19 protein-coding genes are annotated in these 20,335 nt (G+C 64.5%); 3 read left to right on the top strand and 16 right to left on the bottom strand.

Features of this window, described 5'->3' with window-relative positions:
* Positions 1-43 precede the first annotated feature (43 nt).
* Positions 44-2,179 (top strand): TonB-dependent receptor, encoded by a 2,136-nt coding sequence (locus AC07VU_RS20745; protein WP_495030374.1) that lies wholly within the window; start codon positions 44-46, stop codon positions 2,177-2,179.
* Between the two features lie 83 nt (positions 2,180-2,262).
* Here the strand turns inward: AC07VU_RS20745 and AC07VU_RS20740 are convergent, their stop codons facing one another.
* From AC07VU_RS20740 to AC07VU_RS20730, 3 genes are all read right to left on the bottom strand, one after another.
* On the bottom strand, positions 2,263-3,297 hold the full coding sequence (locus tag AC07VU_RS20740; RefSeq protein WP_007923651.1) for an ABC transporter substrate-binding protein: 1,035 nt from the start codon (positions 3,295-3,297) through the stop codon (positions 2,263-2,265).
* 117 nt (positions 3,298-3,414) lie between these two features.
* Positions 3,415-3,612: a hypothetical protein gene (locus AC07VU_RS20735; RefSeq protein ID WP_274306486.1), complete on the bottom strand. Its 198-nt coding sequence runs from the start codon at positions 3,610-3,612 to the stop codon at positions 3,415-3,417.
* Complete coding sequence (locus AC07VU_RS20730; protein ID WP_007923648.1) at positions 3,609-4,058, bottom strand: hypothetical protein; 450 nt, start codon at positions 4,056-4,058, stop codon at positions 3,609-3,611. Before AC07VU_RS20730 ends, AC07VU_RS20735 begins: the two co-directional genes overlap by 4 nt.
* 545 nt (positions 4,059-4,603) lie before the next feature.
* Between AC07VU_RS20730 and AC07VU_RS20725 the strand changes: the two genes are divergently transcribed.
* Entirely contained in the window at positions 4,604-4,834 is a 231-nt protein-coding gene (locus AC07VU_RS20725; RefSeq protein WP_495030373.1) for a hypothetical protein, read from the top strand.
* A 65-nt stretch (positions 4,835-4,899) separates the two neighbouring features.
* Positions 4,900-5,292 carry a hypothetical protein gene (locus AC07VU_RS20720; RefSeq protein WP_175534807.1) on the top strand — a complete coding sequence of 131 codons (393 nt, stop codon included), beginning with the start codon at positions 4,900-4,902 and terminating at the stop codon, positions 5,290-5,292.
* Positions 5,293-5,312: 20 nt separating this feature from the next.
* Here AC07VU_RS20720 and AC07VU_RS20715 read toward each other — a convergent pair whose 3' ends face one another.
* The 13 genes from AC07VU_RS20715 to AC07VU_RS20655 form a co-directional block, all read right to left on the bottom strand.
* Positions 5,313-5,531 carry a hypothetical protein gene (locus AC07VU_RS20715; RefSeq protein ID WP_053260737.1) on the bottom strand — a complete coding sequence of 73 codons (219 nt, stop codon included), beginning with the start codon at positions 5,529-5,531 and terminating at the stop codon, positions 5,313-5,315.
* Positions 5,532-5,664: 133 nt separating this feature from the next.
* Entirely contained in the window at positions 5,665-7,290 is a 1,626-nt protein-coding gene (locus tag AC07VU_RS20710) for a methyl-accepting chemotaxis protein (protein WP_495030372.1), read from the bottom strand.
* 215 nt (positions 7,291-7,505) lie between these two features.
* A complete protein-coding gene (locus tag AC07VU_RS20705) occupies positions 7,506-7,910 on the bottom strand; it encodes a TraR/DksA family transcriptional regulator (RefSeq protein WP_007923643.1) in 405 nt (134 codons plus the stop codon).
* A 447-nt stretch (positions 7,911-8,357) separates the two neighbouring features.
* Positions 8,358-9,380: an ABC transporter permease gene (locus AC07VU_RS20700; protein ID WP_007923642.1), complete on the bottom strand. Its 1,023-nt coding sequence runs from the start codon at positions 9,378-9,380 to the stop codon at positions 8,358-8,360.
* Positions 9,381-9,450: 70 nt separating this feature from the next.
* The gene (locus AC07VU_RS20695) at positions 9,451-11,031 is read right to left on the bottom strand and encodes a sugar ABC transporter ATP-binding protein (protein WP_277588513.1); all 1,581 of its coding nucleotides are present in this window, start codon (positions 11,029-11,031) and stop codon (positions 9,451-9,453) included.
* 85 nt (positions 11,032-11,116) lie between these two features.
* Positions 11,117-12,043: a sugar ABC transporter substrate-binding protein gene (locus AC07VU_RS20690; protein WP_274306482.1), complete on the bottom strand. Its 927-nt coding sequence runs from the start codon at positions 12,041-12,043 to the stop codon at positions 11,117-11,119.
* 54 nt (positions 12,044-12,097) lie between these two features.
* Positions 12,098-12,295, bottom strand: a complete 198-nt coding sequence (locus tag AC07VU_RS20685) for a hypothetical protein (RefSeq protein ID WP_009043385.1) — start codon at positions 12,293-12,295, stop codon at positions 12,098-12,100.
* Between the two features lie 142 nt (positions 12,296-12,437).
* Positions 12,438-13,496, bottom strand: a complete 1,059-nt coding sequence (locus tag AC07VU_RS20680; RefSeq protein ID WP_457276176.1) for a Gfo/Idh/MocA family protein — start codon at positions 13,494-13,496, stop codon at positions 12,438-12,440.
* A gap of 184 nt (positions 13,497-13,680) precedes the next feature.
* The gene (locus AC07VU_RS20675; protein ID WP_495030371.1) at positions 13,681-14,541 is read right to left on the bottom strand and encodes a sugar phosphate isomerase/epimerase family protein; all 861 of its coding nucleotides are present in this window, start codon (positions 14,539-14,541) and stop codon (positions 13,681-13,683) included.
* Between the two features lie 282 nt (positions 14,542-14,823).
* Complete coding sequence (gene iolG, locus AC07VU_RS20670; protein ID WP_007931018.1) at positions 14,824-15,834, bottom strand: bifunctional inositol 2-dehydrogenase/D-chiro-inositol 1-dehydrogenase; 1,011 nt, start codon at positions 15,832-15,834, stop codon at positions 14,824-14,826.
* Between the two features lie 34 nt (positions 15,835-15,868).
* Positions 15,869-17,803: a 3D-(3,5/4)-trihydroxycyclohexane-1,2-dione acylhydrolase (decyclizing) gene (gene iolD / locus AC07VU_RS20665; protein ID WP_277588508.1), complete on the bottom strand. Its 1,935-nt coding sequence runs from the start codon at positions 17,801-17,803 to the stop codon at positions 15,869-15,871.
* A 146-nt stretch (positions 17,804-17,949) separates the two neighbouring features.
* Positions 17,950-18,771, bottom strand: a complete 822-nt coding sequence (locus AC07VU_RS20660) for a TIM barrel protein (protein WP_495030370.1) — start codon at positions 18,769-18,771, stop codon at positions 17,950-17,952.
* Positions 18,772-18,805: 34 nt separating this feature from the next.
* On the bottom strand, positions 18,806-20,305 hold the full coding sequence (locus tag AC07VU_RS20655) for a CoA-acylating methylmalonate-semialdehyde dehydrogenase (RefSeq protein ID WP_495030369.1): 1,500 nt from the start codon (positions 20,303-20,305) through the stop codon (positions 18,806-18,808).
* Positions 20,306-20,335 lie beyond the last annotated feature (30 nt).

The following is a 20,335-nucleotide window of genomic DNA, read 5'->3' as shown; positions in this document are numbered from 1 at the left end:
TTGTTCGTGGGCTGCTTCCTAGCCAAGCATTCAGGATCTACCGATGAAACACATTCCCCTGCTGGCCAGCCTGTGTGGCTGCCTGTCCGTCAGCGCCTGGGCGCAATCCAGCGTCGACCTGGCGCCGATCACCATCGACGGCGAGCAACCCGCCGAACCCGGCCTGGCCCTCGACCAGTCCAGCGGCATGGCCTCGCGCCTGGGCCTGAGCGTCCGCGAAACTCCGGCCTCGGTGGCCGTGGCCAACCGCAACGATATCGAGCGGCGCGGCGCGCAGAACTTCCAGGACGCCGCCAACACCCTGCCCGGGGTCAATGCCAGCGCCCCGCCGGGATTCGGCGGTTTTGTCTCCTACCGTGGTTTCAGCAATAGCCAGATCACCCAGATGTTCAACGGCATCAACGTGTCCAGCGGTCTGGCGCGACCGGTGGACGCCTGGATCTATGACCGGGTCGAACTGCTCGGCGGCCCCTCCTCGCTGGTCAACGGTGCAGGCTCCGTGGGTGGTTCGCTGAACTACGTGACCAAGCTGGCCGACCGCCAGGAGCGGGCCATCGAGGGCCGGGTCAGCTACGGCAGCTACGACACCACGCAAACCGCCTTCGGCCTCAACCACGCCCTAAGCGAGGCCGGCGACGAGGTGCAGCACTACGCCCGCCTCGACGTCAGCCATAACACCAGCAACGGCTACATCGACCGCCAGGAACGCGATGCCTGGAGCCTGGCGTTTTCCCTGCTCAGCGACCTGACGCCGAACCTGTCCCACACCCTGGCCGTGGAATACCAGGACGAACACGAGGACAGCCCGTACTGGGGCACCCCGGTGCTCAACCCCAAGGCCGGCGAGTTGAAGATCGACAAGCACAACCGCTTCAACAACTACAACGTCGAGGACGGCCGCTACGAGCAGCGCACGATCTGGGTGCGCTCGATCGTCGACTACCGGATCAACGACAGCACCAGCCTGCGCAACACCCTCTATCACCTGGACAGCCAGCGCGATTACCGCAACCTGGAAACCTACCAGTACAACGCTGACAACAGCGCGGTGAACCGCTCCACGGCCTATCAGGTGCGGCACCAGGGCGAGCAGAACGGCAACCAGTTCGAGCTGCGCCACGACAGCTCGATCTTCGGCCTCGACACAACCTGGTCCGGCGGCTTCGAGTACAAGGTCAACCGCACCACCAACTCGCCGCTGAACGTCAAGGCGGCCAACAGCGTCGACCCGAACAACTACCAGCCGGGGCATTTCTACGACCTGCCGGGCACCCGCCAGGGCTTTGTCGCCGACAAGACCAACGAGGTCACCACCCAGGCGCTGTTCGTCGAGAATCGCCTGGCCCTGACCGACCGGCTGACCCTGCTCAGCGGCCTGCGCTACGACCACATCGACCTGGACGTGACCAACCATCGCCAGGTGACGGCGAGCAACCCGCGGCACCTCAAGCGCAGATGGGAGCCGTTCACCGGCCGGGTCGGCCTGACTTACCAGTTCCTGCCCAGTGCCAACGTCTACGTGCAATACAGCACTGCCGCCGAACAGCCCAACAGCGCCACCCAGGACTTCGATGTCTCCACGGGCAAGCAATGGGAAGTGGGCAGCAAGTTCGATTACCTGGACGGCCGCGGCTCGGCGACCCTGGCGGCCTACCGCATCGAGCGCAAGGACTTCGCGGTGACCGACCCGCTGGACCCGACCCTGAGCATCCCGGTGGGCCAGCAGACCTCCAGGGGCATCGAGGTGGCCAGCTCGCTGCGGGTCACCCCGAAGCTGCTGCTCGAGGGCAACTTCGCCTGGGTCGATGCGCAGTACGATGAGTTCACCGAGAAGAACGCCGCGGGCGTGGTGGTGTCCCGCAAGGGCAATACCCCGACCAACGTGCCGGACCGGGTCGGCAACCTGTGGCTGACCTATGACCTGGCGCCGCAGTGGCAGACCGGGGTCGATGCGCGTTATGTGGCCTCGGTGTACGCCGACACGGCCAATACCATGACTGTGCCCTCCTACACCCTGTACGGCACCTTCCTGACCTACCAGCTCGACAGCCACACCTCGATCACCGGGCGGGTGCGCAACCTGACCAACGAGGTCTACGCCGAGTTCGCCCATGTGTCGCCGGCTTACTACCTGGGTACGCCGCGGACCTTCGAGCTGGCGGTGCAAAGCCGCTTCTAAAGGCATCGCGAGCCAGCTTGCTCCTACAGTTCGCGTAACCCTGTAGAAGCGAGCTGGCTCGCGATAGCGATCTCCCCAGCCCCTCAATCCAGGCTGGCGCTGACCTTGTCCGCCACATCCCCGGGCAACCACGCCCGCCACACGTCCGGATGCGCCTTGAGGAATGCCCGCGCCGCCTCCCGGGGCGGCGTGTGCTTCTCGCTCATCTCGGCCAGGGCCTTGTTCAGCGCTTCGATCGGCAAATCGACCTTGCCGAAGAACTCGGCGATCTGCGGGTACTGCTGCTGGAACGGTGTGGACACGCCAATCGACAGCTTCGAGGCCAGCGAGCGCGTGGGGCGTGGATTGGGGTGCTCGGCGTCGGTCAGGGTTTTCCAGGCCTCGGCATCGAACGGCGGCTCCTCCAGCTGGATCAGCTTGAAGCGGCCGAGCAACGGGGTCGGCGACCAGTAGTAGAACAGGACCGGCTGGCCGCGACGGATCGATGAAGTGATCTCGGCGTCCAGCGCCGCGCCGGAACCGCTGCGGAAATTCACATAGCTGTCGGTCAGGCCATAGGCCTTGAGCTTCTGCTTGTTCACCACTTCCGAGGTCCAGCCGATGGGGCTGTTGAGAAAGCGCCCCTTGCCCGGGCTTTCCGGGTCCTTGAATACGTCCTTGTAGCGTTTGAGGTCCGTGACGCTGCGCAGGCCCGGCGCCAGCGGCTTGATGCCCTTGGCCGGGTCGCCCTTGACCACGTATTCCGGCACCCACCAGCCTTCGGTCGCGCCCTTCACCGTGTCGCCCAGAGCCGCCACCTTGCCCTCGGCCTCGGCCTTGACCCACACCGGGCTGCGTCCGGCCCACTCTTCGCCGATGACCTGGATATCGTTATTGGCCAGCGCGGTTTCCAGGGTGATGGTGGTGCCCGGCAAGGTGTCGGTCGGCAGGCCGTAACCCTTCTCGACGATGGTGCGCAGGATATCGGTGATCAGGCTGCCGCTTTCCCAGTTCAGGTCGGCGAAGTGGATCGGCGCCTGTGCCGGCTGTACCGACGGTGCCGCCGAGGCGCCGGCGGGCGCCAGCAAAATACCCAAGCCAAGCAGCGCGCCGCCCAGCAGTGTCCGCAGTCCTTTCATGCCTGTGCCTCTTTGGCTGTTCACAGCGTTGCAGGATGGTCTCGCGGTTTGGGACCGCAAGCCTCTGACTAATTGAGTCATCTGACTGTAGTAGAGGTTCCTGCTTTCGAGGGGGCTTCAGTTTTCGCCCTGCTCCTGCAGGCGCTGCAACTCGCGGCGCACCATGCTGGCGTATGCCGCCGGTTTCAGGACATACAGCTGCGAGGCCACCCAGGCCAGCCAGGCACCTTGCAGCACGGCCTTGCGTTCGAACAGGCGCTGGGCCTCGGCGCGGGCGCGCGCAAGATGCTGCTGGTGGAATTCGGCGCGGCTCACTCGCTGGCCTTGAAGCTCACCAGTTCACCCTTGCGCCATTTGGCGGCCTTGCCGGTCACGGCTTTCAGGGTCTTGGTCAGGCCTTCCTGCAACTGCTGGTTGGCGGCGAATACCGTCACCACGCTGTGGCCTTCCTTGAACAGGATGGCGTGGCCGTCGGCGGTGCTGACAAAGGCGTACTCGCCCAGGCCGTAGACGGCCAGCTTGATCTCGCGAAACCGGATTTCGAACTTGCCGCCCTCACGGCTGGGCAGGACCGCGGCGCGGAAATGGTCGCCGACCTTGAGTTCCAGGCGCGGCTTGTCGTCCACGACCAGCGCCGTCTCGGTGTCGATTTCAGCGACGTAAATGCCTTCCGGCGTCTGTTCGGTGATGTAGACGAAACGCGACTGGAACTGTTTGACCAACTTTGCGCGCAAGTCGCCCAGGACGAACAACGCGTGCATATCAAGATTACTTACTGCCAAGGAAAGATCCCCGAAACTGAAAATGACTCTGCCCGCGTAAACGACGGACAGCAGAAAAAGGCGGCCGAACCGGCGCCGTGACTCCACATGAAAACAATCCGAAAAAGCACCACCCGCCAACGCGTAGGCGCAAACACCGGAGCGCCCCTCCCCAGAAAAACCGGAAGGACTACCGGACCGTTTGGCCCGCATCAAGCGCAGAAGAAGTGGTTCCAGCCCGCCGAGAAAGCTGCGCACTCACTGTCGATCGGAAAACCTCACGATCCTTTCGTCACCCTTAATGGGACGGGAGTGCTGCAGGTAAACATCAATCTCTGACTGCCGGGGCAATTCTAGAGCAACTTTATGTATTCAGAGCAACCCATGCGTTAGCAAATCGCTGAAAAAACCTCTTTCACCCTGCCGGTCAGCCACTTGCGTGACTTAACTCAGCCATCGACCGGCAACAACTGCCATACTGCCGCGACCTTGAAGCCGGCCACCGGCCAGGCTTCACCAGCATAATTTCCAGGGGAAAGTCGGACGTGACGGAATTCGATATAGGCGAGTTTTTCATCCATGGCGAGGCCCGGGATGTCGAGGGCGAGTTCCAGGCCGTGATCGTGATGCGCGCCAAGCCACCGCTGCGCACCGTGCGCTGCCACCAGGTGGAAAAGGACCGCTGGTTCAAGACCGCGGAACTGGCCGAAGCCGCCGCCAAGGACGCCGCCCGCGCCCTCAAGCAGGCTGTCGAACAGGGCGCCCTGAACCTCTGAACGGCAATAAAGGATTGCCGCGCCCGACCGACATATTGGCGAGCCTTCCGATAAAGAGCGCCATGATGATCGACCTCAACCCACCGGCCCGCCTGCCTTCCCTGGCCGAGTTCGCCCTGCCCGGCGCGGCGGCCAGCGAAAGCCCGGCGAGCGATCCGTTTGACCTGCGCACCGCGATCACCCGAGCGACCAATGCCGCGCCCGACGGCGTGCTCGAAGCGAAAAAGAAACGCATCAAGCTGCTGCGCAAACAGATCGAACAACTGCAGCAACGGCTGCGCAAGGCCAACGAGCGCCTGGCGATGGTGCAAAGCGCCGCCCGGCATCGCACAACCGACGCGCACATGCAGGCATTGTCCGCCGCCCGGGCCCAGGCGCAGGCCGCCAGCAGCGCCTTGTCGATGGCCCAGGTGGCGCTGTTCCAGGCCGAAAGCGCGGTGATCGGCAGCGAGGTCTGAAGGCGCGGGTGCCTGCGCCGTCAGGCCGAACGACTGAACAGCGGGTGCCCGACCCTGTCCCGCGCCAGCTGGGCCAGCCAGGACGCCTGGCACTCCAGGGCTTCGTCGCGGCTGGCGAACGGCGCGCCGCGGCGCTCGCCATTGACCAGCACGACCCAGCACACATTCAGCCCGACCGCGCGAAAGGTGGCCGGTACACCGCTACCAATCATCACTGCGACATCGACTTTGCTTTGCATGAGGACTTCTCCTGGTAACTAGTTAGCTAGCTAACAATGTCGCTCATACTAATGAGTTCCCATGCTGGGAAAAAGCCATCTCCTGCACAGCTTCGTTGCAGGGCCGGTAACAATGGCCGGCCCCTGTCCAGGCTCAGCCACGCGCGGCCGCGGCGGTCTGCTCCGGTTTGTAGCCCAGGCGCAGGCCGCCCCAATGCCGGCCCTTGACCCTGATCGGCACCGACAAATCGTGCATCAACTCGCCGGTATCGCGGGTGTAGGTTTGCAGCAACAGCGGCTGCTGGTGGCTGCCACAACGCAGGCCGGTGCGGTCCTCGAACTTGCGCTTGGTGCGGTTGTGCAGGGTATCCACCTGCGGGTCGCCGGTCAGCGGCCGGGAAAACGCCTGGTTGTGGGTCGGCACGTAGCCCTGGGGCGTGCAGGCGATGGCGAACACCAGGCCTTCGTGACGCGCCAGCAACGGTTCCTGGATCGCCGGCAGCACCTGATCGGCGTAACGGTCGAAGCGGGTCTGGTATTTCACCGGCTGGGTATTGGCGATCGGCTGGTAGCTGCGGTCGAACAGGTCGTCGAGGCTGATACGGTTGGCCGCAAGATCCGCCTCGAACTGCTCGGCGATGCGCCGGGCGCCTTCCTGGGCCAGGTCGTAGATGCGCTGGTGGTAGTCATCCAGGCCGACCTCGGCCAGGCGTTCGCTGATGATCTCCGCCTGCCCTTCCATCTGCGCCGCCGCCTCGGCCAGGCGGCGGGTCTGCTGGTCGCTCACCGCCAGGTCGCCACGCACCTGCTCCACGGCATGGAACAGGCTGTCCAGTTGCTGGCGGTTGGTCTCGGCGCCGCGGGCGATCTCGCCGACCTGGCTTTCCACCCCGGCCGCCAGCCGGGCGATGTTCTGCAGGTGCTGGCCGGTGGACTCGACCTGCTCGACCCCGGTGTTCAGGTCGCTGGACAGCTGGCGGATCTGCTCCACCACCTGGGCCGTGCGCTGCTGGATATCGCCGACCATCACCCCGACCTCGTCGGTGGCGGTGGCCGTGCGCCCGGCCAGGCCGCGCACTTCATCGGCCACCACGGCGAACCCGCGGCCATGCTCACCGGCCCGCGCCGCCTCGATGGCGGCATTCAGCGCCAGCAGGTTGGTCTGGCTGGCGATCGACTGGATCACCAGCGCCACCCGCTGGATGTCTTCACTGCGCTGGCTCAGGGCTTCGATCAGTTGCCGGCTGTCGTTGGCGCTTTGGCTGAGGCGGTGCATGCGGGTGATGGATTCACCCAGCACTGTGCTGCCTTCGGCGCTGCTGCGATGGGCTTCGCTGGCGGCGCTCAGGGCCTGCTGGCTGAGCTGCGCGGCCAATTGCTCGGTGTGGATCATCGCCTCGGCACTGCTGACGATGCGCGCCGCCGAGTCCAGCTGCGACTGCACCCGCCCGGCCAGTTGCCGGACCGAATAGGCCACGCCGGCGGCCGACAGTGCGTTATGGCTGGTGCTGCAGGACAGGTCGCGCGTCAGCGCGGCGATCTCGCGGTTATCGACGCTGTCCGCCGGCGCTGCGGCCTTGGACCTGCGCAAGAGCGGCAGCCAGACGATCAGCAGCATCAGCGACACGGCGAGGTAGAAAGCAAGCAGCCCCTGGGACAGGGCATACAGCACTAGCAGCAAGGCGCTGCTTTGCAGGGCTGGAACCTGCCAGCGCCGGGTGTTTTGGCCTGTCGGCAGCGGTTGCGCCATGGCAGCCGGCGAAGATCCGTCTTGCGTCATCTGGATTACCCCACGCTTTTCTAATTATTTGGCCTGCATTGAACGCCACTAAAAAGCCATTATCCATGGTCCATTAGTCGCAGCTTTGCAGCAGATCAATAGAAATGCGCGGGCTTTAAAGACGCCCACAAACGACTCGCGGGCAAGCCTCCGATCCCAGGCGTCTCGACGACCTTGGGATGGGGCTTGCCCGCGAGGGGAAGAAGTCTTGGCGATCAGGCCTGACGCTGGTGCTTGTCGATCTGCTCGTGACGTTCCTGAGCTTCGATGCAGTACTTGGTGGTCGGGCTGATCAGCAGGCGTTTCAGGCCGATCGGCTCGCCGCTGTCGTCGCACCAGCCGAAGCTGTCGTCGCCGATACGGCCCAGGGCCTGCTCCAGCTGCGGCAGCATGCGCTGGTCGCGGTCGATAGCGTTGACCAGCCAGGTCCGCTCTTCCTCTACGGAAGCCGCGTCGGCAGGGTCGGCCGGGGTGTCCAGGCTCTCAATGGCGATTCGGTTCTGTTCGATGCGCTCGTGGGTTTCGACCTTCATGGCCTGCAACAGCTCAGTGAAAAAAGCCAGCTGCTCGGCGTTCATGTAGTCATCCGCCGGCATGGCCAGCAACTTTTCCTTTGTCATTGATTTCTCTATAAAAAATACGTGCATTAAGGCGAATTAAAGCTGTTTTCCGTGCCCCCTTTCGGGGCATCGGAAAGGCGCCATACATTCCAAGCGCCACCCGGCACTCAATTTACGAGGGGCGGCAGTCTAAGGCCGGTTCGAGGCGTCAGCAACTGAAATGACATCAGATTTGTCTGATAAGCCCTGAAAGCCCGCCAGGGCTGGCTTTGGCGGCGGTTATCGGAGTGCGTTTATAACAAGAAATTCCATCGGTCGGGGTCTTTTAGAAGACAAACGGCAGCGGCAGGCCCGAAAAAGACCTGCCGCTGCCGGGATTCTGCACGCTTCCCTGTAGGAGCGAGCTTGCTCGCGATGGGCGTCAATGCACCGCGTTTCCATCAGACCCTACGCGTTATCGTTGACCGCCATCGCGAGCAAGCTCGCTCCTACAGAAAAGCAGAGAGATCAGCGCTTGAGCTTGCGCTTGTTGCGGTACTGGTCGATGACCACCGCCACCACGATGATCAGGCCCTTGATGATGTCCTGGATGTAGGCATCGACGCCGACGAAGGTGAAACCGCTGGCCATCACCCCGAGGATCAGCGCGCCGATCACGGTGCCGGTGATGCGCCCCACGCCGCCGGCCAGGCTGGTGCCGCCGATCACCGCCGCGGCGATGGCGTCCAGTTCATAGGACATACCCATGCCCGCCTGCCCGGTCGCCGCCCGCGCCGAGGCCACCACCCCGGCCAGCCCCGCCAGCAGCCCGGCGATGCTGTAGACGATCACCAGGTGGCGCTTGACGTTGATCCCCGAGGTCCGCGCCGCCTGCATGTTGCCGCCGATGGCATAGGTGTACTTGCCGTACTTGGTGTAGCGCAGGGCGATATGGAAGATCACCGCCACCACCAGGAAGATGATCACCGGCATCGCGCCGTGGCCGATGGCCGTGTAGGAATCCGAGAGCATGCTGATCGGCTGGCCTTCGGTGTAGTAACGCGCCAGGCCGCGCGCCGAGACCATCATGCCGAGGGTGGCGATAAAGGGCGGGATGCCGGTAATCGCAATGATGCTACCGTTGATCGCCCCCGCCAGCAGCCCTACCCCCAGCCCGGCCACCACCGGGATCCATACCGGCAGGTCGGTCAGCGACGGGAACACCGCGCGGGTGAAGTCCGAGGTCTGCGCCAGGCTGGCGGCGATCATCGCCGACAGCGCCAGCACCGAGCCGGACGACAGGTCGATGCCGGTGGTGATGATCACCTGGGTCACGCCGATGGCCAGCAGGCCGATGATCGACACCTGCAGGATCATCAGCACCAGGCGCTGGGAATTCATCAGGAAGCTCTGGTCGCGCACAATCCAGCCGAACAGCTCGAACACCAGGCCGATGCCGATCAGCACCAGGAAGATGCTCAGCTCGGTGGGCAGGCGCCGGCGCGTTCTGGCTGGCGCCGCCGCGGGTTTGTTTTCCAGTATCGCGTTCATAAGCCTTCACCTTCTTCTTGTATGGCCGGCGGCGAACACACCTCGCCGGCGGCCGTGATACGTTTACCGGCTAGTGGACCAGGGACATCCCGGAAGCCAGTTGCATGACCTTCTCCTGGGTCGCTTCGCCGCGGTCGAGGGTGCCCATCAGTTCGCCCTCGTGCATGACCATCACCCGGTCGCTCATGCCCAGCACTTCCGGCAGCTCCGAGGAAATCATGATCACCGCCATGCCTTCGCCGGCGAGGTAGGCGATCAGCCGGTAGATCTCGGCCTTGGCGCCGACGTCGATGCCGCGGGTCGGTTCGTCGAGGATCAGCACCCGCGGGTTGGTCATCAGCCAGCGCGCGAGCAAGGCCTTCTGCTGGTTGCCGCCGGACAGGGTGTCGATGCACTGCTCCAGGGACGGGGTCTTGACCCGCAGCTTCTTGCACATGTCCTCGCACAGGGCGCGCAGGGCTTTCTGCTGGATGAAACCGTTGCCGGCATAGTGCGGCAGCACCGCCATCTCCATGTTTTCCAGGACCGACAGGCAGGGAAACAGGCCGCTGAGCTTGCGGTCTTCGGTCAACAGGGCAAACCCCTTCTCGATGGCCATGTGCGGATCGCTGATGCGCACCGGCTGGCCGTCGAGGCGGATCTCGCCGCCGTCGCTGGGGGTGATGCCGAAAATCGTCTCGGCCACGTTGGTGCGCCCCGAGCCCATCAGCCCGGCGATGCCAAGGATCTCCCCGGCGTGCAGGTCGAAGGAGACACCCTCGAACACCCCGTCCAGGCGCAGGTCGCGCACCGACATCAGCAGATTGCCTATGGGTTTCTCGCGCACCGGGAACAGCTGGCTCAGTTCGCGGCCGACCATCATCGAGATCAGGCTGTCGCCGTCCATGCTGTCGGCCCGTTGCAGGCCGATGTAGGCGCCGTCGCGGAACACCGCCACTTCATCGGCGATGGCGAACACTTCGTTCATCTTGTGGGTGATATAGATGATGCCCTTACCCTGGGCCTTGAGGTCGGCGATGATCGAGAACAGGTGCGCCACCTCTTTCTCGGTAATGGCCGAGGTCGGCTCGTCCATGATCAGGATGTCGGAGTCGTAGGACACCGCCTTGGCGATCTCCACCATCTGCCGCTCGGCGATGCTCAGGTTGCCCACCTGCTCCTCGGGGTCGAGGTTGATGCGCAGGCGTTCCAGCAACAGCGCGGTGCAGCGGTGCATCTCGCGGTGATCGACCATGTGCAGGCCGTTGAGCTGCTCGCGGCCGATCCAGATGTTCTCGGCGATGCTCATGTGCGGCATCAGGTTGAGCTCCTGGTGGATCATCGCGATCCCCGCCTGCAAGGCCGCCAGCGGCGTCTCGAAATTCACCCGCTGGCCCTTGAGGCGCAGCTCGCCGGCGTCCGGCTGGTAGATCCCGGCGATGATTTTCATCAGGGTCGACTTGCCCGCGCCGTTCTCCCCCATCAGCGCCAGCACCGTGCCGGGGCGCACCCGCAGCTGCACATCGGACAGGGCGACAACCCCGGGGAAACCCTTGCTGACGTTGATGACTTCCAGCAGGTAAGGCTGCTGCTCGGACACAGACTGGGCAGACTGAGCGGCGGGCTGCATAGCCGCCGTCGGGATGCTCGAAGCAGTCGCTGAAGCGAACATGATCAGGTACTCCATCCGCAGGGCAGCTGGGCCACCCCGCCGGCTTATGGTTGTTGATGGAACGGACGGGCTGTTTGAACCGGGCTTATTTGAACTGGGCGACGTTTTCCGGGGTGATCAGGCGATACGGCACCCACACCGCCTGCTCCACCGGCTCGTGCTTGGCCATCTTCACCGCAGTGTCGATCGAGCCGTCGGCCTGGCCCTTGGCATCCTGGAACACCGAGACCGCCAGGTCGCCCTTCTGCACCGCGCGCAGGCCATCGGGCGTACCGTCGACCCCGGCGATCAGCACACTGCCCTTCTCCACCCCGGCCTGTTTCAGCGCCATGGCGGCGCCGATGGCCATTTCATCGTTGTTGGCCACCACCGCATCGAACTGGCGGCCCTGGGTCAGCCAGTCGTTGACCAGGGTCATGGCCTTGTCCCGCAGCCAGATCCCGGTCTGTTCCTGCTCGACCTTGATCCCCGGGTACTTGGCCAGCACGTCCTTGACGCCCTTGGTGCGGTTGGTGGTGGAGTTGTTCGCCAGGTCGCCCAGCAGGATCACCACCTCGCCCTTGCCGCCCATCTTGTCGGCCAGGTACTGCATCTGCATCTGCCCGGCTTCCAGGTCGTTGGAGGCCACGGTGACCACGCCCTTGGGCAGGTTCAGGTCGTCCGGCCGGCGGTTGACGTAGACCAGCGGAATCCCGGCCTTGACCGCCGCTTCGGTGATCTTGCGGGTCGCCGCGGTGTCCACCGGGTTGACCACGATGGCGTCGACCTTCTGGCTGATAAAGCTTTCCACCTGGCTCAGTTGCTTGACCACATCGGCCCGGGCGTCCTCGAACTGCAGCGTGACGCCGTCCGGCAGCGACTTGGCTTTGTGGTCCATGGATTCACGCAGGTAGGTCAGCCAGGTGTCGTCGAACTGCGACATGCTCACGCCGATCTTCAGGTCGGCGAACGCCGTGCCGCTGCCCAGCAGCAGGGACAGGGCAAGCGTGGCGAAACGGGTCTTGGTCTTCATGAAAGGTCTTTCTCCACATTCTTGTAGGTTTTATGGATAAGGCGCAGAAACCACTCAGTGAGGCAGACGCACGATCGGCGCGCCGGGCATGCAGCACACCAGCGCGCCCTTGCGTTCGACGCAAAGCAGGCGGACCAGGGACTGGACGACAAAGGCATGCCGGGGTGTTTGGCGGGGTGTCCGACTGGACAATGGATGGCGGCGCGGCAATGCGCGGCGAAGCAGGTGCACAACGGAACTGAAGGTTTTCATCGACGGTACCTGTTTTGTTTTTGTTGGCGGGTTTCACTCGGTTCAAGGCGGATCTGAAATCGGCCTGTGGCGCTGGCGAAACCCTGCTAGTCGGCAACCTGGAAATGACTTTATTAGAAAATAATTTCTATATCAACTCATTTTAGAATTTTATTCCAAATTCATTCTGCAACCGGAAATCGGCCATTTCCACCACCTGGCGCTGGCGCCAGCTCAGGCGCGCGGCGTCCAGCACGCGGGTGGTGGCCAGGGCCTCGGCCGCGGTCACCGGCAGCGGCCCCTGCCCTTGCAGCGCCGCCTGCCACTGTTTATAGAACTGCAACCAGTCGCCCCGCTCGGAAGCCACCCGCTCACGGATCTCGCCCTGCTCGAACCAGCCCCAGCGCCGGTGTTCCTCGACGCCCCAGCGCTCGCCCTCGGTCTGCGGCGACAGGCCGGCGACCAGCGCCTGCTCCTGGCCGTCCAGGCCCTCGACCGTATAACTGCCGGCCGAACCGCTGACCCGGAACCGTGGCCCCTGGCAATTCTGCAGACAACTACCGGACACGTGTGAAACCACGCCATTGGCGTGGCTCAGGGCGAGGAAAAACCCGTGGTCGCAGGTCGGCGCCTGGGGGGTGTACTGCAATTCGGCGTAGACCCGGGTCACCGGGCCGAACAGTTGCAAGGCCTGGTCCACCAGATGGCTGCCGAGGTCGCGCAGAAACCCACCGCCGCTGGTATTGCCCACGGCCTGCGGCACATAACGCTCGACCCGCGACTCGAAGCGGCTGACGCTGCCCAGGGCACCGCTGGCGATCAGCTTGCGCAGGGTGAGGAAGTCCGAGTCCCAGCGCCGGTTCATGTACACACTCAGCGGCACCCGACGGGTTTGCGCGGCCTCGATCAGCGCCTTGGCCTGTTCGAGGTCGCTGGCGAAGGGTTTGTCGCTGACCACCGGGACACCGCGCTCGATGGCTTCCAGCACCAGCGCCGCACGGCCCTCCAGCGGGGTGGAAATCACCAGCCCGTCGATCCCGGCCGCGACCAGTTGCTCGATGCTGTCGAAGGCCCGCACCCCGGGGTGCTCCGCCGCCAGCAGCTGCCGGCGCTCGGCCGACAGGGTGACCACGCCGACGAAGGTCGCGCCGGGCAGGCTGGCAATCAGCGGCGCGTGAAAATGTCGGCCACCATGGCCGTAACCCACCAAACCAATGCGCATCGCAAAGCCCTCCTTATATAGAACTCGATCTAGCCCTGTAGCCGCTGGCGCAGCCTGCGATCGAGGACAACGTCCTCGCAAAACTGGCCGGCGCGAATCGAACTGAAAGACCGCATGCGCCGTAATTGCGACCACTGCGTGGTCGATCGCAGGCTGCGCCAGCGGCTACAGGGCTGCGTTTGTGTCAGCGGCACAGCTCGCTGCTGACCCGCTCCAGCATCATCCGGTTGGACTCGTCCGGGCGGTCTTCCCAGGCGAACACCGAGACCGTGGCGATGCCGTCGAACTGGATCTCGCGCAGGGTATCGAAGAACGCCGTCCAGTCCACCTCGCCCTGGCCGATGTCCAGGTGTTGGTGCACGGTGGCGGTGACGCCCGGCGGGTTGACGATATAGCGCAGGCTCGAAGACGCCTTGTGGTTGTAGGTGTCGGCGATGATCAGGTGGCTGAGCTTGCTGCCCGCGTACTTGAGCATCGAGGCGATGTCGCCCTTGCCGTCGTCGTAGAAAAAGGTGTGCGGCGCCGCGTACAGGTAGTTGATCCAGTCCCGGTCGAAACCGCGGATGATGTCCACCGACTCGTTGTTGCGCTCGCAGAAATCATAGGGGTGGGCCTGGATATCCAGCTTGATGCCCTCGCGCTCGAACTCCGGGATCAACTCGTCCATGGAACGCATGAACTGGTTCTCGCACACCAGCGGGTTGTCCGACTGGCCGGTGAATTCGCTGTTGACCAGCTCGCAGTCCATTTCCACGGCGATCTGGATCGCCCGCTTCCAGTTGCGCACCGCCGCCACGCGCAAGCCTTCGTCGGCGGCGGCCCAGTGGTACATCGGCAACAGCGAAGAGAGCTGCACCCCGCTGTCGCTGAGGGCCTTGCGAAACGTCTTGATCCGCGCCCGGTCGACCCGTGGCGCCTTGTAGAACGGCAGGAAATCCTCGCGCGGCGACAGCTCGATGTACTGATAACCCAGTTCGGCGGCCTTGTCGGTCATCTGGCCCAGCGGCAGGTGGCGGTACATGTAGGGGTCCAGTGCGATACGCATTTTTATGTTCTCCCCGAATCTGAAGTGGTGACCTGTAGCCGCTGCCGCAGGCTGCGATAAGGCCGAAGGCCTTCAGCGATCTTGAGGCCTTGCGCGCCCTTCGGTCGCGATCGCAGCCTTCGGCAGCGGCTACAGGGTTGTTGTGCAACCTGTAGGAGCGGCCGGTCGACGCTCGATTGCCCGCGATGGAGGTTAACGATGCCGCGTACTTTCTGGATAAACGCGGCGCTCTCAGGCTCATCGCGAGCAAGCTTCGCTCCTACAGAAGATGCAGAAGAGGGTTCAGCCATAGAACGCCGGGCGCGGCGGTTGCTCGACCTTGACGATCTGCCCGCTGTTCTGCGCCTCGATGCAGGCATCGGCGGCCACCGCCGCGGCATAGCCGTCCCAGGCCGAAGGCCCTCCGACCTGCCCGGCCCGCACGCCGTCGATAAAGGCCTGCAGCTCGACGTCATAGGCGGCGATAAAGCGGTCCTTCCAGTCCATCAGGATCGTGTTGGACAGCTTGGCCTCGCTGCGCAATTGCACCTGGGACGGCTCCGGCAACCTGGCAATGCCGGTTTCGCCCACCACTTCGCACTGGATGTCGTAGCCGTACTGGCAGTTGACGAACACCTCGACGTCAATGCGCGTGCCCTTGGCGGTTTCCAGCAGCACCACTTGCGGGTCGCGCAGGTGCGCCAACGCCTTGCTCGACTTGCGCGGGAACACCACCTGCACCGACACATAGTCGTCGGCCAGCAGCCAGCGCAGCACGTCCAGTTCATGAATCAGGGTGTCGGTGATCGCCATGTCGGTCTTGTAGTTCTCGCCGACCCGCGGGTTGCGGTGGGCGCAGTGCAGCATCAGCGGTTCGCCAATCCGGCCGCTGTCGATCACCGCCTTCAGCGCACGGTAGCCGGCATCGTAGGGGCGCATAAAGCCGACCTGGACCAGGCGCTTGCCGTGGGCCATCTCGGCCTCGACGATCTTGCGGCAGCCGGCGGCGGTCACCGCCAGCGGTTTCTCGCAGAACACCGGCTTGCCGGCGGCGATGGCGGCCAGGACGAACTCTTCATGGCTCGGCCCCCAGGAGGTGACCAGCACCGCCTCGACTTCCGGCGCCTTGATCAACGCATGGCCGTCGGGATACACCTCGGCGGCGATCTTCAGCTCGGCCACCACCTTCGCCGCCTGCGCAAGATTGATGTCGGTGACCGCCACCACCTGGCTGCCCAGCAGGGTCTGGCTGCAACGACGGATATGGTCCTGGCCGATGGCCCCGGTACCGATGACGCCCAGTTTCAAAGACATGGTGCTACTCCTGTTGTTGTTCGTTTGAGAGCAATCAGTACTGCCGGGCCTTGGCCAGGCGTTCGTTGAGTTGTTTGGCCACCGCGTCGGTACGGGCACTGGTGGACACCTGCGCCACCCCGACCCGCCACCAGGACAGGTACTTGTGGATCATGGTCTTGGGCAGGACCTTGATATCGATCAGGGTCGACACGCTCTGGGTCCGCGCATCGGCCAGGGCCGCCCGCAGCTCTGCCACGGTCTTGACCTTGTAGGTCTTGCAGCCATAGGCCGCCGCGCTCATGGCGAAGTCCACCGGCACGAAGCCGCCGTCGAGCTTGCCGGTCTCGGGGTTGCGGAAACGGAACTCGGTGCCGAAGCTGTCCATGCCGTGTTCCATCTGCAGGTTGTTGATGCAGCCGAAGGTCATGTTGTCCAGCAGCACCACGTTGATCTTGCGCCGCTCCTGGATCGAGGTGGCCAGCTCCGAATGCAGCATCAGGTAGGAGCCGTCGCCCACCAGGGCATAGACCTCGCGCTGGGGCTCGGCGAGCTTGACCCCCAGGGCCGCGTTGACCTCGTAGCCCATGCAGGAATAGCCGTACTCGACGTGATAGGTGTTGACCCCCTTGCTGCGCCAGCTGCGTTGCAGGTCGCCAGGCAGGCTGCCTGCGGCGGCGACTATCACCGCGTCGTCGCCCAGGGTCTGGTTGAGCACCCCCAGCACCTGGCTCTGGGTCAGGCAGGAACCGGTCAGCTCGATAAATTCGCGCAGCACCGCCGGGTCCATATGGTCGTTAATCTCCGGGACAAAGCCATCGGCGTGGTATTCGACCTGATAGACCCGGTCCACCTCCGCGTCCAGCTGCGCCCGCGCCTGGCCGATCTGTTCGCCCCAGGCGGCCTGGTAGTCGCTGCGCGCCAGGGCTTCGGCCAACCGGTTCAGGCCTTCCCGGGCATCCGCCAGCAGCTGCACGCCGTCGAGCTTCAGCGCATCGCAGGGGCTGATATTGAGGTTGAGAAACTGCGCATCGGCGCGGAACAGCGACTTCGAGGCAGTGGTGAAATCGCTGTAGCGGGTGCCGATGCCGATGATCAGGTCCGCCTCTTTCGCCAGCAGGTTGGCCGCCAGACAACCGGTCTCGCCGATGCCGCCGACATTCAGCGGGTGGCTGGAGACCACCGCGCTCTTGCCGGCCTGGGTTTCGGCGAAGGGAATGCCGAAGCTTTCGGCGAAGGCCAGCAGCGCCTCGTTGGCCCCGGAGTACTTGACCCCGCCGCCACAAACGATCAGCGGCTTGCGCTTGCCGGCAAAGGCCGCCACGGCATCCTCGAGCATGGCCGCGGTGGCCGGCCGGCGCTCGATGCGGTGCACGCGTTTTTGCAGGAAGTAATCCGGGTAATCGTAGGCCTCGGCCTGCACATCCTGGGGCAAGGCCAGGGTCACCGCGCCGGTTTCCGCCGGGTCGGTGAGCACGCGCATGGCGTGGATCGCCGCGGTCATCAACTGCTCGGGGCGGTTGATGCGGTCCCAGTATTTGCTCACCGCCTTGAAGGCATCGTTGGTGCTGATGCTCAGGTCGTGGAACTGCTCGATCTGTTGCAGCACCGGGTCGGGCTGGCGGCTGGCGTAGACATCGCCGGGCAGCAGTAACAAGGGAATGCGGTTGGCGGTCGCGGTCGCCGCGGCGGTCAGCATGTTCGCCGCCCCCGGGCCCACCGACGAGGTGCAGGCGTAGATCTTGCGCCGCAGGTGTTGCTTGGCGAAACCGATGGCGGCGTGGGCCATGCCCTGCTCGTTGCGGCCCTGATGCACCAGCAGCTCGCCGCTGTCCTGCTCCAGGGCCTGGCCCAGGCCGAGCACGTTACCGTGGCCGAAGATGGTGAAGATCCCGGCGACGAACTTGCTCTGCACCCCATCGATCTCGACGTACTGGTTGTCGAGGAATTTCACCAGGGCCTGGGCCATGGTCAGTCGTGTCGTAGTCATATCTGCACCTTTGAATAGGGTGAAGGTTGCTGCTCTGTAGCCGCTGCCGCAGGCTGCGATCGCGACCGAAGGGCGCGCAAGGCCTCAAGATCGCTGAAGGCCTGCGGCCTTATCGCAGCCTTCGGCAGCGGCTACAGGGAACGGTGTTATGCCAGGGCCTGCTTGAGGTGGTCGATGCTCGCGCCGATCGCCCGCTGGATATCCGCCAGCCCATGCACGCTGTCGGCGAACGGTTCGAACGACAGGTGGCCGCTGTAGCCACGCTCGAGCAGGGCCTCGATCTGCGCCGCGTTGCCGAGGATGTCGCCCTCGCCCACCAACACCCGGTGGCCGTCACGGATGCTCGCCAGGGGCGCCTCGCGGTCCTCGACCCCGGAGATATGCACCAGCCCGGTCAGCTCGGGGAAGAACTCCTGCTCGCCGGCCAGGTGATGGTGAAAGGTGTCGTGCACCAGGCGGAACACATCCAGCCCGCCGATGGCGCGGATCGCCTCCACCGCCGTGCGCTTGCGCCGCAGAGAACATTCCTCGAAACCCAGGGGCTCGATAAAACCGAGAATCCCATGCTCGCGCAGGATCGGCGCCAACTCCGTCAAGGCGGTGCGCAAACCGGCGCTGCGCTCGGCTTCGCTGCGCGCATCGGCGCGGTCGTTCAGCGGGCACATCACCAGGCCGCGGGCGCCGCAGTCGCGGGCATAGGCGGCAAGCTTCAGGGCCTGGGCGCGACGCTCGGCGTTCCAGACATCGAAGGGGTACAGCGCATTGATCGACAACACCTGGATGCCGTGGGCCGCGCACAACTGGCGCACCTGTTGCGGCGGCGTGCCGTCTTCGATCTCCACGCCCGCAAGGTCATTGCGGATCTCGATGGCATCGGCTTTCAGGGTCACCGCCAGCTCGATGAACGCCGGCAGGCTCAAACGTGGGGCAACCATACGATTCAGAGCGAAACGCAGGGGCTGGCTCATTATTCTTGTTCTCCAGAGCAACGGGTGAAGGGGTTTACTTGGCGGTCGGCATGCTGAACTCGGGGCCCTTGGCGATGCTGTCCGGCCAGCGCTGCATCACGCTCTTGTAGCGGCTGTAGAAGCGCAGGCCTTCCTCGCCATAGGCGTGGTGATCACCGAACAGCGAGCGCTTCCAGCCACCGAAGGAGTGCCAGGCCATGGGCACCGGAATCGGTACGTTGATGCCGACCATGCCGACCTTGATGCTGCGGGCGAAGGCCCGGGCCACGCCGCCGTCGCGGGTGAAGCAGGACACGCCGTTGCCGAACTCATGGGCGTTGATCAGCGCCACCGCGCTGGCGAAATCCGCCACCCGGACGATGCCCAGCACCGGGCCGAAGATTTCCTCCTGGTAGATGCTCATCTCCGTGGTCACGCCGTCGAACAGGGTGGCGCCGACAAAAAAGCCCTGCTCCGCCCCCGGCACCTTGAAGCCGCGGCCGTCCACCAGCAGGTGCGCGCCCTGGGCCACGCCCTGGTCGATGAAACCTTCGACCTTGGCCTTGTGTTCGGCAGTCACCAGCGGCCCCATGTCGCTGTCGCCCTGCATGCCGTTGCCGATCTTCAGCTGGTCGATGCGCGGCCGTAGTTTCTCGATCAGCCGGTCGCCCACCTCGCCCACCGCCACGGCGATGGAAATCGCCATGCAGCGCTCGCCGGCCGAGCCGTAGGCCGCGCCGATCAGCGCATCGGCGGCCTGGTCGAGGTCAGCATCGGGCATCACGATCATATGGTTCTTCGCCCCGCCCAGGGCCTGCACGCGCTTGCCGCGGGAGGTGGCCTGGCGGTGGATGTACTCGGCGATCGGCGTCGAACCGACAAAGGAAATCGCCTCGATGTCCGGGTGCTGCAACAGCCCGTCCACCGCCGCCTTGTCGCCCTGGACCACGTTGAACACACCATCGGGCAGCCCGGCTTGCGTCAGCAGGCGGGCCATCAGCAGGCTGGCGGACGGGTCGCGCTCGGACGGCTTGAGGATGAAGCAGTTACCGCTGACCAGGGCCAGCGGGATCATCCACAGCGGCACCATCACCGGGAAATTGAACGGGGTGACCCCGGCGCACACGCCCAGGGGCTGGCGCAGGTTCCAGTTGTCGATGCCGCCGCCGATGTTGTCGCTGAAGTCGGTTTTCAGCAGGCTCGGCGCGCCACAGGCGAACTCGACGATCTCGATGCCGCGGGTCACTTCGCCATGGGCGTCGGACAGCACCTTGCCGTGCTCGCGGGTGATGATCTCGGCCAGCTCGTTGTGGTGTTGGTCCAGCAGTTCCTTGAACTTGAACATCACCCGCGAACGGCGCAGCGCCGACTGCTCGGACCAGGCCGGGAAGGCCTTCAGCGCCGAAGCGACGGCCTCGTCCACGGTCTTCTGGCTGGCCAGGGCGACCTGGGCCTGCACGCGGCCGGTGGCCGGGTTGAACACGTTGGCGAAGCGCTCGCCGCTGTCCTGCACCTGACCGTCGATGTAATGGCCGATTACCGGGGCGTCACTCATTGTTCTTGTTCTCCGTTCGAATGTTGGAAT

This window comes from Pseudomonas sp. GW821-FHT02B10, from assembly GCF_059421865.1.
The sequence above is the reverse complement of the archived record's forward strand: the minus strand, read 5'-3'. Positions and strand labels throughout refer to the sequence as shown.

Coding starts and splice junctions, on each gene's coding strand:
- AC07VU_RS20745 (WP_495030374.1), top strand. CDS start 44: ATGAAACACATTCCCCTGCTGGCCAGCCTGTGTGGCTGCCTGTCCGTC.
- AC07VU_RS20740 (WP_007923651.1), bottom strand. CDS start 3,297: ATGAAAGGACTGCGGACACTGCTGGGCGGCGCGCTGCTTGGCTTGGGT.
- AC07VU_RS20730 (WP_007923648.1), bottom strand. CDS start 4,058: ATGCACGCGTTGTTCGTCCTGGGCGACTTGCGCGCAAAGTTGGTCAAA.
- AC07VU_RS20720 (WP_175534807.1), top strand. CDS start 4,900: ATGATCGACCTCAACCCACCGGCCCGCCTGCCTTCCCTGGCCGAGTTC.
- AC07VU_RS20715 (WP_053260737.1), bottom strand. CDS start 5,531: ATGCAAAGCAAAGTCGATGTCGCAGTGATGATTGGTAGCGGTGTACCG.
- AC07VU_RS20710 (WP_495030372.1), bottom strand. CDS start 7,290: ATGACGCAAGACGGATCTTCGCCGGCTGCCATGGCGCAACCGCTGCCG.
- AC07VU_RS20705 (WP_007923643.1), bottom strand. CDS start 7,910: ATGACAAAGGAAAAGTTGCTGGCCATGCCGGCGGATGACTACATGAAC.
- AC07VU_RS20700 (WP_007923642.1), bottom strand. CDS start 9,380: ATGAACGCGATACTGGAAAACAAACCCGCGGCGGCGCCAGCCAGAACG.
- AC07VU_RS20695 (WP_277588513.1), bottom strand. CDS start 11,031: ATGTTCGCTTCAGCGACTGCTTCGAGCATCCCGACGGCGGCTATGCAG.
- AC07VU_RS20690 (WP_274306482.1), bottom strand. CDS start 12,043: ATGAAGACCAAGACCCGTTTCGCCACGCTTGCCCTGTCCCTGCTGCTG.
- AC07VU_RS20685 (WP_009043385.1), bottom strand. CDS start 12,295: ATGAAAACCTTCAGTTCCGTTGTGCACCTGCTTCGCCGCGCATTGCCG.
- AC07VU_RS20680 (WP_457276176.1), bottom strand. CDS start 13,496: ATGCGCATTGGTTTGGTGGGTTACGGCCATGGTGGCCGACATTTTCAC.
- AC07VU_RS20675 (WP_495030371.1), bottom strand. CDS start 14,541: ATGCGTATCGCACTGGACCCCTACATGTACCGCCACCTGCCGCTGGGC.
- iolG (WP_007931018.1), bottom strand. CDS start 15,834: ATGTCTTTGAAACTGGGCGTCATCGGTACCGGGGCCATCGGCCAGGAC.
- iolD (WP_277588508.1), bottom strand. CDS start 17,803: ATGACTACGACACGACTGACCATGGCCCAGGCCCTGGTGAAATTCCTC.
- AC07VU_RS20660 (WP_495030370.1), bottom strand. CDS start 18,771: ATGAGCCAGCCCCTGCGTTTCGCTCTGAATCGTATGGTTGCCCCACGT.
- AC07VU_RS20655 (WP_495030369.1), bottom strand. CDS start 20,305: ATGAGTGACGCCCCGGTAATCGGCCATTACATCGACGGTCAGGTGCAG.